The 12,905-nt window shown below is 38.8% G+C and carries 13 protein-coding genes and 1 pseudogene; 7 read left to right on the plus strand and 7 right to left on the minus strand.

The genetic code is table 11. The annotated features are described in order from the left end of the window. Positions 1-85 precede the first annotated feature (85 nt). The gene (locus ABYD77_RS14115; protein ID WP_372770769.1) at positions 86-961 is read right to left on the minus strand and encodes a LysR family transcriptional regulator; all 876 of its coding nucleotides are present in this window, start codon (positions 959-961) and stop codon (positions 86-88) included. Positions 962-1,147: 186 nt separating this feature from the next. On the opposite strand from ABYD77_RS14115, the gene ABYD77_RS14120 reads away from it, so the two are divergent. Both ABYD77_RS14120 and fghA read left to right on the plus strand, forming a co-directional pair. Further along, complete coding sequence (locus tag ABYD77_RS14120; RefSeq protein ID WP_372770770.1) at positions 1,148-2,296, plus strand: S-(hydroxymethyl)glutathione dehydrogenase/class III alcohol dehydrogenase; 1,149 nt, start codon at positions 1,148-1,150, stop codon at positions 2,294-2,296. Between the two features lie 85 nt (positions 2,297-2,381). Continuing rightward, positions 2,382-3,221, plus strand: coding sequence for an S-formylglutathione hydrolase (fghA, locus tag ABYD77_RS14125; RefSeq protein WP_372770771.1), 840 nt, complete (start codon positions 2,382-2,384; stop codon positions 3,219-3,221). A gap of 204 nt (positions 3,222-3,425) precedes the next feature. Here fghA and ABYD77_RS14130 read toward each other — a convergent pair whose 3' ends face one another. The 3 genes from ABYD77_RS14130 to ABYD77_RS14140 form a co-directional block, all read right to left on the minus strand. Further along, positions 3,426-4,019, minus strand: a complete 594-nt coding sequence (locus ABYD77_RS14130) for a hypothetical protein (protein ID WP_372770772.1) — start codon at positions 4,017-4,019, stop codon at positions 3,426-3,428. Between the two features lie 313 nt (positions 4,020-4,332). Then, complete coding sequence (locus ABYD77_RS14135) at positions 4,333-4,959, minus strand: hypothetical protein (RefSeq protein WP_372770773.1); 627 nt, start codon at positions 4,957-4,959, stop codon at positions 4,333-4,335. A 237-nt stretch (positions 4,960-5,196) separates the two neighbouring features. Beyond that, complete coding sequence (locus tag ABYD77_RS14140) at positions 5,197-5,505, minus strand: DUF2007 domain-containing protein (protein WP_372770774.1); 309 nt, start codon at positions 5,503-5,505, stop codon at positions 5,197-5,199. 216 nt (positions 5,506-5,721) lie between these two features. Between ABYD77_RS14140 and ABYD77_RS14145 the strand changes: the two genes are divergently transcribed. From ABYD77_RS14145 to glsB, 4 genes are all read left to right on the plus strand, one after another. Then, on the plus strand, positions 5,722-6,042 hold the full coding sequence (locus ABYD77_RS14145; protein ID WP_372770775.1) for a hypothetical protein: 321 nt from the start codon (positions 5,722-5,724) through the stop codon (positions 6,040-6,042). Further along, positions 6,035-6,376 (plus strand): hypothetical protein, encoded by a 342-nt coding sequence (locus ABYD77_RS14150; RefSeq protein ID WP_372770776.1) that lies wholly within the window; start codon positions 6,035-6,037, stop codon positions 6,374-6,376. The genes ABYD77_RS14145 and ABYD77_RS14150 overlap by 8 nt, the downstream gene beginning before the upstream one ends. A 3-nt stretch (positions 6,377-6,379) precedes the next feature. Next, the gene (locus ABYD77_RS14155) at positions 6,380-7,240 is read left to right on the plus strand and encodes a DNA alkylation repair protein (RefSeq protein ID WP_372770777.1); all 861 of its coding nucleotides are present in this window, start codon (positions 6,380-6,382) and stop codon (positions 7,238-7,240) included. A gap of 353 nt (positions 7,241-7,593) precedes the next feature. Beyond that, positions 7,594-8,511 carry a glutaminase B gene (gene glsB / locus ABYD77_RS14160; protein WP_372770778.1) on the plus strand — a complete coding sequence of 306 codons (918 nt, stop codon included), beginning with the start codon at positions 7,594-7,596 and terminating at the stop codon, positions 8,509-8,511. Here the strand turns inward: glsB and ABYD77_RS14165 are convergent. From ABYD77_RS14165 to ABYD77_RS14175, 3 genes are read right to left on the minus strand one after another with little or no spacing between them, the layout of a single operon-like run. Beyond that, positions 8,508-10,079 carry a sugar porter family MFS transporter gene (locus tag ABYD77_RS14165; protein WP_372770779.1) on the minus strand — a complete coding sequence of 524 codons (1,572 nt, stop codon included), beginning with the start codon at positions 10,077-10,079 and terminating at the stop codon, positions 8,508-8,510. The genes glsB and ABYD77_RS14165 overlap by 4 nt on opposite strands. Then, on the minus strand, positions 10,069-11,079 hold the full coding sequence (locus tag ABYD77_RS14170) for a LacI family DNA-binding transcriptional regulator (protein WP_372770780.1): 1,011 nt from the start codon (positions 11,077-11,079) through the stop codon (positions 10,069-10,071). The genes ABYD77_RS14165 and ABYD77_RS14170 overlap by 11 nt, the downstream gene beginning before the upstream one ends. Before the next feature lie 42 nt (positions 11,080-11,121). Beyond that, complete coding sequence (locus ABYD77_RS14175) at positions 11,122-12,462, minus strand: GH1 family beta-glucosidase (protein WP_372770781.1); 1,341 nt, start codon at positions 12,460-12,462, stop codon at positions 11,122-11,124. Between the two features lie 207 nt (positions 12,463-12,669). On the opposite strand from ABYD77_RS14175, the pseudogene ABYD77_RS14180 reads away from it, so the two are divergent. Further along, positions 12,670-12,905 (plus strand): annotated as a pseudogene (locus tag ABYD77_RS14180) (glucose/galactose MFS transporter); the annotation flags it as partial.

Raw genomic sequence — 12,905 nt, forward strand, 5'->3', positions numbered from 1 at the left:
ACGACCTTATTGCAGGTACTGTAGTAGTAAAACAATCCTAATAGCTCCCTTTCACAGCAAATAGACTTCCTAACTTTGGCCCGCATTATGCGGGCTTTTTTATGTTTTCTTGTAGAAAGTGAATAAATAAATCGAGCTTAGAGGGTAATGCGCGGTTGTGACCATAAAGTGCCCATATTCCTTCTTCTTTATCGCGATAATTTGGTAATACTTCAACTAAAGTTCCTTGTTTTAACGCCTCTCCAACATAGTAATCGGGTAACTGTGCAAGGCCTAAACCACTGATTGCGGCACCTAATAAACTCAGCCCAGAATTACATTTTAAACGGCCATTCACACGTATATTGCGCGCTTTGCCTTGATACAAAAAGCGCCAATAGTCGTTACTGCCAACCAAACATTGATGCAAATTAAGCTCCGACAAGGTGTGGGGTTCACCATGCTGTGCAATATACTGTGGGCTCGCACATACAAACATTTGCCGGGAAGCTAGTTTTTTCGCCATTAGATTTGAGTCATTTAAATGACCTAAACGGATTGCAATATCAATACCACCATCAATTAAATCCAGTTTTTGATTGGTAAGCACAAGATCCACTTCTATCTGCGCATGTAAAGTTAAAAAGGCATTTACAAGTGGTGCAATATAACGCTCACCGTACGTTACTGGCGCAGTCACACGTATTTGCCCTGAAATGCCATGCTGAATACTACTGACATTTAATTCAGCTTGCGCAAGCCCTTCAACCAAAGGCTTACAGTCATAATAAAACTGTAGCCCCATTTCAGTAAGCGACACTTTACGGGTGGTTCGTTTAAGTAACTTAACGCCTAAGCGCTGCTCCAGCGCATTAACCTTGCGACTAACATAAACTACAGAGACTCCAAGTTTACTTGCTGCCGTAGTAAAGCTTTGCGATTCTGCTACTGCAACAAATTCACTGACGCCTGCCCAGTCCATTTCATACCTTAAATTTTTGGATTAATTGAACCCGATTATTACATATATGAAATAATAATTTTCAAAATAATATGATTATCTTTTCTAAAGAAATAAATAAACTAGTTAACAACAAAGTAGCAAATGAACTAGCCTTTATAGCTCACACTATTAAGGCAACTGTAAATCACTTATGGAAAACAGATTATGGCGTTAGAAATTAAACCAGGCCAAACTTCTATTAAATCAAAAGCAGCTGTTGCTTGGGCTGCGGGCGAACCACTAAAAATGGAAGAAGTTGATGTACAACTGCCCAAAAAAGGCGAAGTACTTGTACGTATCGTTGCAACAGGCGTGTGCCATACAGATGCATTTACACTTTCAGGTGATGATCCTGAAGGGATCTTTCCTTCAATTTTAGGTCACGAAGGTGGCGGCATTGTTGAAATGGTAGGTGAAGGCGTTACCAGTGTTGCGGTTGGCGATCATGTAATCCCCCTTTACACAGCAGAGTGTGGCAAGTGTAAGTTCTGTACTTCAGGCAAAACAAACCTCTGCCAAGCAGTACGTGAAACCCAAGGTAAAGGCTTAATGCCTGACGGCACAACACGTTTTTCACTAAACGGTGAACCTATTTACCACTACATGGGCTGTTCTACTTTTTCTGAATATACCGTATTACCAGAAATTTCACTGGCAAAAGTAAATAAAGAAGCACCTCTTGAAGAAGTGTGTTTACTGGGTTGTGGTGTAACTACAGGTATGGGCGCAGTACTTAACACTGCTAAAGTTGAAAAAGGCGATACTGTTGCAATTTTTGGTCTAGGTGGTATTGGTCTATCAGCAATAATTGGTGCTCGTATGGCAGGTGCAAGCCGCGTTATTGGCATTGATATCAACGAATCTAAGTTTGATTTAGCTAAACAACTCGGTGCCACCGATGTGATCAATCCACAAAACTTCGATAAGCCAATTCAAGAAGTCATTGTTGAAATGACTGATGGCGGCGTGGATTATTCATTTGAGTGTATTGGTAATGTTAATGTGATGCGCCAAGCACTAGAATGTTGTCATAAAGGTTGGGGTGAATCAGTAATTATTGGTGTTGCAGGTGCTGGCCAAGAAATTTCGACACGTCCATTCCAATTAGTAACAGGTCGTGTATGGCGTGGTACGGCATTTGGTGGTGTTAAAGGCCGCTCTCAATTACCAGGTATTGTTGAACAATATCTTGCTGGTGAGTTTGGTTTACAAGAGTTTATCACGCACACTATGGCACTAGATGAGATTAATGATGCGTTTGACCTTATGCACAAAGGTGAAAGTATTCGTTCAGTTGTACATATGGATAAATAACCTGAATTAAGGGTTTATTTTCGATTTCCACAGCAATTTTGTTAAAGCGCCTAAATAACCTTAGGCGCTTTTATAAGGGATCAACATGTCTTTAGAAGTGCTAAGTAAAGCAAAAGTATGTGATGGATGGCACAAACAATATAGCCACTCATCTTCTCATTTAAACTGTGACATGCGCTTTGCTATTTTTTTACCACCTAACGCAACCGCTGAAGCGCCTGTGCCTGTGCTTTATTGGCTATCGGGCTTAACCTGTACAGATGAAAACTTTATGCAAAAAGCAGGGGCTTTTGCCAAAGCAGCCGAGCTGGGTATTGCCATTGTCGCGCCCGATACAAGTCCGCGTGGTGACGATGTGGCAGATGATGAAGGCTACGATTTAGGAAAAGGCGCAGGGTTTTATCTTAATGCTACCCAAGCACCTTGGTCAGCCCATTATCATATGTACGATTACATTGTGGATGAATTGCCAGCACTCATTGAGCAACACTTTCCAGTAACGAAAGAGAAATCTATTTCAGGTCACAGTATGGGCGGACATGGCGCTCTCACAATTGGCCTTAAAAACCAAAATAGCTATCGTGCTATCTCAGCATTTAGCCCTATTTCTAACCCAATAAATTGCCCTTGGGGACAAAAAGCTTTTACACATTATTTAGGCTCAAATAAAGAGTTGTGGCTTGAGTATGATGCATCAGAGCTACTTAAAAAACAGGCTTCAAGCTTGCCGATTTTAGTTGACCAAGGTGATGCTGATGGCTTTTTAACTGAACAACTAAAGCCTGAAAACCTGCTCGAAGCAGCAAAACAAAGTAATACGGATATCACCTTGCGCATGCAACCTGGGTACGACCACAGCTATTACTTTATCCAATCGTTTATCAACGAACATATTACTTTTCACAGTAAATATTTGTTTGCCTGATCTGTTTTTGCGTATTTTACTCAGGCAGATACCATTTTTTAGTGTATATTTGCCTGAAAACCGTTATGTATTAATTCTTTAAAACAGTTTGGAGATAGTAAATTAGCGCTAAAATTTATTTTGATAACGTAACCTAGGACATACAACGACAAGCAATATTTGGATGATTTAACTAGATGCTCTTGAGCATATTAATCCGAAAAATTAAACAACAAAGCGTTGTGGTCGATTAAATATTTTACTGACTATTTTTCCCCCAAGATGAGGGAAAAACATTAATGCTAACAATAACGTATCATTAAATAAAATAGTTGCAGAATACAGCATTGCTGCCAGTTCATTTTGACTGTTATCAAATAGCATATAATATCCATTTATTAAGAAATGACAGGCACCGTTACATAAAAGTATCATTACGATAATATCAGCAGTTGCTACAAAACGATTTGCACTGTGACACTTTCGTTGCATTACCAACATCACCATTATTGCTGTGATGCTATCTAATAAGGTATAACTGATTGCAATAGCTCGATAGCCCTGTTCGCTATCAAAAAAGCGATAAAAATCATATAGACTTGCAATGACAATATCTGTTGTTGAATAAGAAACAGCTACAATTACAAACACCCAGATTAAGAAATTGGGTAACTGTTGCTTAATAAGTCTTACAATTGCAATTCCTGACGCAAGTAACATTAACCATGAATAAAAGGCTGCAATTTGCACCGCGAATGCACTGTAGTTTTTACCTACGCGAAATATTGACCAATACCAGTCAACAAACGATTCGTACATCGTACTTAATTTTCTTCTTGGTTTAGGTATTTAGTACGGGTAGTAAACATTACAAACGCAATATACCAAGCAAAAAACGCTAGAATAAATACCAATAACAAGGCAGGGCTTAACGATTCAATCATAGCAAAAGTAAGTGGTACTCATTTCAGTTAATAAATAAAACTGCCGCACATTGTACCATTGAGTTAAAAAATGCAACACAAAGGATTGTAAATAGAGTTTAACAACATTCATTTTGCTAATGCTACCCACTCCTATTTAGAGGAGATAAAATCGTTAATAAACACTTATTACAATTACCAGTAAAGTACTAGCGACTGGCATAACCACCACACCCTAGTGTAGGACAACCCTCTCTAATTTTTGCGCTGTTAGTTTCATCACCAAATAGCGAAACACTCACAACATTGCCTTCACTATATGTTGCCAAGGTGTATTTAAAGCCATCTTTAATGTTGAGCATTTCATCAAGTGCAAATAGCAGTGGCAATTGCTCTGGAGAATTTGAATTAATGTAATTTCTGCGACATGTAATTTGCCACGTAAGCTTTATACTTGCGTTCATTTGTGCAGAAATTGCTATAGCACTTGACGGTGTATGATGTAAAAAACGGCCAAATGCTTTGTTACAAAAATGTTTGTACTCTTTGGTGTTTAAAATAAAGGCATGCCAAGCCACATCGACCACTTTAGAGGGCATTGCAACCAATTGACCATTCGCTAAATTACAAATAAAAAAATATTCTTTTAATGCTTCCAGAACCAGTTCACATTGCTCAGCAGATAGCTGTGGATAATGTTCATACAGAGAATGTAATATATTCTCTGGCAGTTCGAAATTTTCAATAAATACATGTTGGTTACTTCTATAACTTATTGCAAAAAATAAAACAGTTATAATTGCGAGTAACATACTAATGATAATTAATGCAGACATAACGCCTCACGCAACTACGAAAGATATAGTAGTTTTAATATTAACTTAACAATTTAAAAAAGTAACATAAAATTTACCTTTTAATTGTAACCGCTTTTTAACAATTCGCTTACTTTGAAAAAGCATTTATCTCATGCTGCTTAAGATATTTAGAAATAAGAGAAGGCTAGCTAAGTGCACTCAAGATTTGGCATAATGACATCTAAGTTAATATCACATTAACAGTCAAAAGAATTACTAATGTGGTTTTGCAGCATCGCAGTGCCAACAAAAATCAAATGCTGCGCCATTTGGTTCATTACACTCTAGGCAATTCCAATCGGGCTGGTGTTCTTGAGACATAATATTTGCAACGATTTCTTGTGCTTGCTTTAATTGAAACTGCGAAGTAACCCATACCTCAGGCCAAGTTTCAAAACACGGGATCTCGCCTCGTCCACCTGCAGCATACTGATTTTTAATCTGCGTTTTAATACCTGCATTTTGCAAAGCGGCATTGATGTTCATCACTAAAGTTAAACTTTCGTGAGTGTAAACGAGTGTCATTGAATACCTTTTTAATTTTGAGAATAACAGATTAAGTACGGCGAGTTCATATTGATGTTTGAATCCCATATACTTAAGACTTCATCTAAACAGCCATTAAGCAACATAAAATTGAGGCGTAAAGGCTAATAACATTGTCGAATAACTTCTATTTCCTAACTTACAGAAGAAATCACGTATTCGCCAACTAACATACCACCTTTTATGAGCATTGAAATGACCTACGAACAAGCTTTAAGCCAACTGATTACCTATGGCGACAACATTAACAATGCTTACCTTATTTTAGCAAAGCAACCGTCGATAAACGTGTTGCCACTGAGAGCTACCAAGTCTCATCTAAAAAACGTATTAACCAAATTCCTAAATAATGCAATTGATGATGACGACCTGTGCTTGTGGGCGGCTATTATCGAAAATCAGCAAGCAATTGACTCATATGAAATAGAAGATTTTTTGTACGCATTAAATAACAGTGAGTTAATGGGCGAGATAAACAAAGAATCCATCACGAAAATGCTCACTTTGCTTGAATGAGCGAAATAAAGTTGATTTACATTATATTGCTGCATTTAAAAAGCCGATAAACTTAACCAATAACCAACAACCAACAACCAACAACCAACAAATAAGTAAAACCATGCGAAGCAAAGGACAAATCAAAAGTGAGTTGATCACAATTCCGATTCTGCTAATTGCCATTATATTGGTGATCGCAGGTCATTTTATTATGAAACCGGTTTTTTATGATAAAGCCTGGGCTGAATATAGTTTAGCAGCACTGCCTTTTTTAATGTTTGCTCTGGTTATAGTAGCTTTTAAGTTAGCACTTAAGAATGACCAAAAAGCTAAGCTTGAAGAAGAAAATTAACTCATGATGTCACTGCCATTGTTCACCACCGCCACCATTCCTGATGCGCCTCGGGCGATTGCAAAAGGCAGCTCTTTAGCCGATTTACTTAATGACAACGCGATTCATTATCTTGCTCGAAATGTTGAGATTGTGCACAGTGACTTTGATAGTGAAGCATTTGTGAAACAGTGCTTAAACGCACCTGAAGGTCTTGCCTTAATGGCAAAAGGTCAATTTATTGCCAATGTACTTCATCAATTTTTACCGTCAAATTATCAGGCTGCGATCACCATACTGACACAAACGTTAATCGACGCGGATGAATCATCAGAAGAATTTGGACTTGCTGGTTTTTTTTACTTACCTCACAGTTTTTACATTGCACACTATGGCTTAGATGCCAAGTATAACGATGGTATCGACCCTTTCGATATTTCAATGAAAGCACAATATGAATTGACCCAGCGATTTAGTGCTGAGTTTTGTATTCGCCCTTTCTTAATAGAACAACAAGCGCGCACCTTAGAAACACTGAAAGATTGGCAATTCGACCGCAACCGCCATATTAGACGTTTAGTATCGGAAGGTACTCGTCCTAAACTGCCTTGGGGAAAACGATTGCCTGAAATTATTAAAGATCCAACGCCAATTTTACCTTTGCTGACCCACCTAAAAGATGACACAAGCCTGTATGTCAGGCGAAGTGTGGCAAATAGCTTAGGCGATATTGCAAAAGATCACCCAAATTTGGTCTTTGATCTTCTCGAATCATGGCTAGAAGGCGCAAACGCTGAGTTAAAATGGCTTATTCGTCATGCTGTTCGTTATTACGCTAAGAAAAATCATCAACAGGCATTAGCTCTCAGAGTTGCAGCAAAGTAGTTAGCATTAATTAGCTATACTCATTTCCTAGGATATCAATAGGATTATCCACGTCATTTAATCCAAATGATAAAAGTATTGTTCAGGCGTTAGCTGGAATGAATTTTTAACCCATTATGCTCAATAATCCGAGTAACAGTCTTAAATTATAAGATGTAACTCAAATAGTTCAATACGATTGAGATTGCTATGATTAGGGTGGTTCCTGAACATATTGGTAATCCGAATGAAAGACTCTTTTTTTTCTCGGTCATTAGAAATTCTAGGTTGTTCAAATAAGATCTTTTCGTTGGAGATTGGTCTTGGAATTATTCTATAGTGGTACTTCACATTGGAGTTGTTCAGGAAACCATATGACACAGATCGCCTTATTGCTTAACGAAATTAACACTCAGTGCCTCTCACTATTTGGCCAAGGCAACGTCGCAAATTACATTCCTGAGCTGGCAAAAGTTAAGCCTGAGCAGTTTGCTATGGCAGTGCTCACTGTTGATGGTGAAATTTATACCACAGGGGATGCTAAAACACGCTTTAGCATTCAATCAATCTCAAAAGTACTTACTCTTTCTCTTGCATTACAACGCTATGGTGAGTCTTTGTGGCAACGTGTTGGAAAAGAGCCATCAGGTACGGCGTTTAACTCACTTATTCAGCTTGAAATGGAAAATGGCGTACCGCGCAACCCCTTTATCAATGCAGGTGCCCTTGCCGTGTGCGACGCGCTTCAATCGCGAGTAAGTGCGCCATTACATCATTATTTAGAAACGGTGCGACAACTCTCAGGCAATAGTAAAATTAATTTTAATAAGTTTGTGTCAAAATCTGAGTTCAAGCATCGATTTCGTAATGCGGCAATGGCTAACTTAATGAAGTCGTTTAACAACTTTGATAACGATGTAGATGCCGTGCTGAGCAATTATTGTAAATACTGCGCCATAGAAATGAATGTTGTTGAGTTGGCGAAAACCTTTAGCTTTTTAGCCAATAAAGGTGTTTCACAAGCTACAAAAGAAACTTTTATTTCTCGCAAACAAAACTCACAGCTTAATTCGTTGATGTTTACCAGTGGTTTATATGATGCCGCGGGTGATTTTGCTTATCGCATTGGTATGCCAGGTAAATCAGGGGTTGGTGGCGCAATTTTAGCTGTAGTACCAGAGCGCTATACTGTGGTTGTTTGGTCGCCTGAATTAAATCAATATGGCAACTCGATTGCAGGCTTACACGCACTTGAAATGTTCGCCAAAGAAATGGAAATACAGTTATTCTAATTTTCCAAGACTTTGGCTTGATTCACATATTCAAGTGACTGCCCTTTCGTTTCAGGCAAAAAGCGAACAATTAACACCAAGGCAAACAATGCGCACACACCATAAATTAAAAAGGTGGTTGCCGCACCTAAGGTAGCAAGCTCCCAAGGAAATACTAATTGCACTAAAAAGCTGACCAGACCATTAATCAACGCTAAAAAGGAAATACCAATACTGCGTAGCTCGCTTGGAAATACCTCTGAGAAGAACACCCACATCACGGGACCAAGCGACATAGCAAAAGACGCAACAAATGCAGTGATACCAAAGAGCACAAGCGCCGCATTAATATCGGTAGCACGCATTAAAATGTCACTGCCAAATTGCCTAAATTGCTGTTCACCAATAGCCTCAATCACCGCATTTTTAAATGCAATATCAGAGGTGTACACTTTAGCTAACAGCGGTGACAGTTTTGCCGCATTTAACGCTTGATGGGTTGCTGCTAACACAGAGACATCTTTATCATTTATTTGATAAGTTGCTTGTTTAAAGCCATAGCTACAAATCAGCATGCTTACGCAAACCCCAACCAAACCAATAATAAGTAAAGGCTTTCGGCCAAACTGGTCAATCGTAATCAGCGCGACAAGAGTAAACAACACATTAATTGCGCCAATCCAACTTGCTTGTAAAAACGCAGCATCAGTACCAATACCACTTTGCTCAAAAATCACTGGTGCATAAAAGAAAATAACATTGATACCTGATATTTGCTGGGCTATCGCAAGGGTAATTCCCATCAACAGAGCTAATCGTACTTTACCTGAAAATAAGCCTTTTAAACGGGTGAAAAAAGCACTCTGCTTTTGATCAATCACACTTATTTCTTCAAGCTGTGCGTCTACATCTGTTTGCGAAAACAGTCGCTTGAGTACTGCTTTTGCATCCGAGTGATGGTTTTTGAGCACCAACCAACGCGGGCTTTTCGGTAATAAAAAGAGTGCTAAAAACCATACTGTCGCTGGTACTAATTCTAATGCTAACATCCAGCGCCAAGTTTCAGCCTGCGTACCAAAAAGCGTTAACGTGTTACCTTCTGAATGGCCCAGTTGCAGTAAAAAGTAGTTTGAAAAATACGACACCGATAAACCAATCACAATATTCAATTGGTTTATAGACACTAACCTGCCGCGCGATTTCGCTAAACTAATCTCAGCGATATACATGGGCGTGATAAGTAGTGAACAAAACGCCAAACCACCAATAAAACGCGCCAAAACTAAACTTTCAAAATCAAAAGCGACAGCAGAAAAATAAGCAGAACAGATGTATAACAAAGCAACTGCGATTAAGGTATTGCGACGGCCAAATTGATCACTTAAAAAAGCAGCAAAAAAACTGGCAATAATCGCACCTAAGGTAGGCGCACTTACAACTAACCCTTGTTGCCATTCATCGAGCGAAAATTGCTCTGATATAAAGCCGATAGCACCAGAGATTACCGAGGCATCAAAACCAAATACAAACCCACCAAACGAGGCAATAAGCGCAAATTTAGCTGAGGGTGAGATTCGATTAGTCAGCATGCAAAGCCCCGAGAGAGTCACGAATTATTAATTCTGGTTTAAATAGATGATTAATTGGCGTTGACGTTTTCGTATTATAAATATTGCTGAGCACCCAATTAGCAGCCATTTCACCCATTTTCGCAATCGGGTTATCAACGGTTGTGAGTTTTGGATATAAGTAACGGGCAAATAACACATTATCGAAGCCAATAATCGATAGATCGTTTGGAATACTAAGCCCATGCTCACGGGCGGCCGTCATTGCACCAGATGCCATTTCATCATTTGCGCAAATTAATGCTGTGAATGTGTTTTTTTGCTTGAACAAGGTATTAAACCCGTCTTGCCCTTCTGATTCATGGTATCCGCCTTCAAAGCATAAACTGCTATCAAACGAAATTCCTGCTTCTTCAAGTGCTTGTTTGTGCCCAGCTAATCGCTGCTGTGCATCTTCTTTAAAATGCGGGCCGCTGATGTAGGCAATATTACGATGCCCTTGATCTATTGCTGCTTTGGTTGCTAAATAACCACCTAATTGGTTATCAAGCACAATGCAGCGCTCTTGTAGAGATTCGATATTTCGGTTGATCAGAATGATTTCGATATTATTGTCGAGTAAGGATTTTAAATACTCTTCAGAGACCGCTTCAGCATTTAATATAAGTGCATCACAGCGGCGGCTAATTAAGAATTCAATGGCTTGTTTTTCTTTTTCGGCTTCACTGTGACCTGCAGTGATCACCACATGTTTGCCAGCATCACGCAGCATAGATTCAATTGAGCTCATCATGTCGCCAAAAAATGAACCGTGCAATTCAGATACCAACAAGCCCACACTATTACTGCGATTTGAGGCTAACGATTGGGCAATTGCATTGGGTTTATAACCAAGCTCGGCCATGGCTTTATGCACTTTTTCTTTAGTGCGCTCGCTCACTCTCGCATTGCCGTTTATCACACGTGAAACGGTTGCTAACGATACCCCAGCGGCTTTTGATACTTCGTAAATAGTTGCCATAAATAAGAAAACTGCTTCTACATTCAATAAATTTAATAGTTATTAGTTTGAATTTCTAGCGTTTATTAGTGCTTTGTATGCAAGCGCGCTATGTTTAAGCGTGCGTTTTTGTGTTTCGTAATCCACATGCACTATGCCAAAGCGCTTAGTATACCCTTCTGACCACTCAAAGTTATCTAATAAACTCCAAACAAAATACCCTTTTACTGGCACCCCTTGCTGAATTGCTTGTTCTACAGCAAGTAAATGTTCGTCAATGTAATCAAAACGCGCTTGGTCAATTACTTCACCATCAGTGATTTTATCATCAAATGCAGCGCCATTTTCAGTGATATAAATATTTGGTAATTCAAAGCGTTTATTTAAATCAGTCAGTAAATCAAAAAAAGCACTTGGTACAACTTCCCAGCCCATTGTTGTTTTTGCATATTCATTTGAGTCTACTTCTTTAAACAGTACATTATTGCCTGCTTGATACACCTTGCGGGTATAATAATTAATACCAATAAAGTCGAGTGGCGCAGATATAATTGCCATATCACCTGCGGCGATATCCGGCATAACGTCCTCAGGCAATAGATTAACAATGTCTGGATAACGCCCTTCAAGTAACGGCATTAAGTACCACAAATTCAAATATTCATCTGCATGACGACAAGCAATTGCATCCTCAATTGAATCTGTTAATGGGTAACAAGGCGAGAAGTTAAGCACAATGCCGTTTTCAGTACTTGGGCTTAAACGATTTAGAATTTCCATTGCTAAACCGTGAGCTAAAAACAAATGATGCGCTGCTACCTTACCTGCTTTTTGGTCGGTATGCCCTGGCGCATGAATACCTAATTCATAACCTAAATAAGCAGAGCAGAAAGGTTCATTTAACGTAGCAAATGAATCAACATAAGGTGATATGTAAGGAGTGATTGTTTCTACATAATTGGCAAACTCATAGGCTGTTTGACGATTTAACCACCCACCTTGTCTATCAAGGTAATCTGGTAAATCCCAATGATAAAACGTCACAAAAATCTTAATACCATGTGCTTTTAAGGCTTGAAATAAGTTGATATAAAACTTAACACCTTCAAGGTTTACTGTACCGTCTTCTAACATAACGCGGCACCATGACAATGATAAACGGTACGCATCAACACCAATATCGGCCATGATGGCAACATCTTGTTGCCAGTAGGTTACATGCTCACAACTTACATCGCCATTGCTGTTATCTGCGATAGTGCCATCTTTTTCGCAAAAGGTGTCCCAGTTTGCCTTTAATCGTGTATTACGCGCACCTTCAATTTGGTATGACGACGTGGCCACACCAAATGTAAAATCTCGCTGCATCATGTTACTTGTTTTGGCTAAGCGAAAATGCTTCATGGTCATTAACACCTTGTTTTATTGTGATTTTAATAGCTGACACTTAAAAATTAGCGAATCAAAATCCGATTTCTATTTGATATTTTAAACGCTTTCTGCAATTATCAAACTATAAATGTAAGCGCTTACATAATTAAATGTAAGCGCTTACAACAAAAAAATCAACTGGAGATCATTGTGAGTTCACCCAATCCACTAAACCAGACCGTGCAAATTGAGGCAAGTAATACCTCTAACACCCAGTTTGCACTTGTTGCATTAACCAGCTTGTTCTTTATGTGGGGTTTTATTACCTGTCTTAATGACATTTTAATTCCCTATCTAAAAGAAGCCTTTACCCTTAATTACACCCAAGCAATGCTGATTAAGTTTTGCTTTTTTAGTGCTTACTTTATTGTCTCTCTGCCCGCAGGTAAGTTAGTCGGTAAAATTGGTTATCAAAA

Source organism: Pseudoalteromonas sp. (genome assembly GCF_041629635.1).
Lineage (GTDB): Bacteria > Pseudomonadota > Gammaproteobacteria > Enterobacterales > Alteromonadaceae > Pseudoalteromonas.

Coding starts and splice junctions, on each gene's coding strand:
- ABYD77_RS14115 (WP_372770769.1), bottom strand. CDS start 961: ATGGACTGGGCAGGCGTCAGTGAATTTGTTGCAGTAGCAGAATCGCAA.
- ABYD77_RS14120 (WP_372770770.1), top strand. CDS start 1,148: ATGGCGTTAGAAATTAAACCAGGCCAAACTTCTATTAAATCAAAAGCA.
- fghA (WP_372770771.1), top strand. CDS start 2,382: ATGTCTTTAGAAGTGCTAAGTAAAGCAAAAGTATGTGATGGATGGCAC.
- ABYD77_RS14130 (WP_372770772.1), bottom strand. CDS start 4,019: ATGTACGAATCGTTTGTTGACTGGTATTGGTCAATATTTCGCGTAGGT.
- ABYD77_RS14135 (WP_372770773.1), bottom strand. CDS start 4,959: ATGTCTGCATTAATTATCATTAGTATGTTACTCGCAATTATAACTGTT.
- ABYD77_RS14140 (WP_372770774.1), bottom strand. CDS start 5,505: ATGACACTCGTTTACACTCACGAAAGTTTAACTTTAGTGATGAACATC.
- ABYD77_RS14145 (WP_372770775.1), top strand. CDS start 5,722: ATGACCTACGAACAAGCTTTAAGCCAACTGATTACCTATGGCGACAAC.
- ABYD77_RS14155 (WP_372770777.1), top strand. CDS start 6,380: ATGATGTCACTGCCATTGTTCACCACCGCCACCATTCCTGATGCGCCT.
- glsB (WP_372770778.1), top strand. CDS start 7,594: ATGACACAGATCGCCTTATTGCTTAACGAAATTAACACTCAGTGCCTC.
- ABYD77_RS14165 (WP_372770779.1), bottom strand. CDS start 10,079: ATGCTGACTAATCGAATCTCACCCTCAGCTAAATTTGCGCTTATTGCC.
- ABYD77_RS14170 (WP_372770780.1), bottom strand. CDS start 11,079: ATGGCAACTATTTACGAAGTATCAAAAGCCGCTGGGGTATCGTTAGCA.
- ABYD77_RS14175 (WP_372770781.1), bottom strand. CDS start 12,462: ATGAAGCATTTTCGCTTAGCCAAAACAAGTAACATGATGCAGCGAGAT.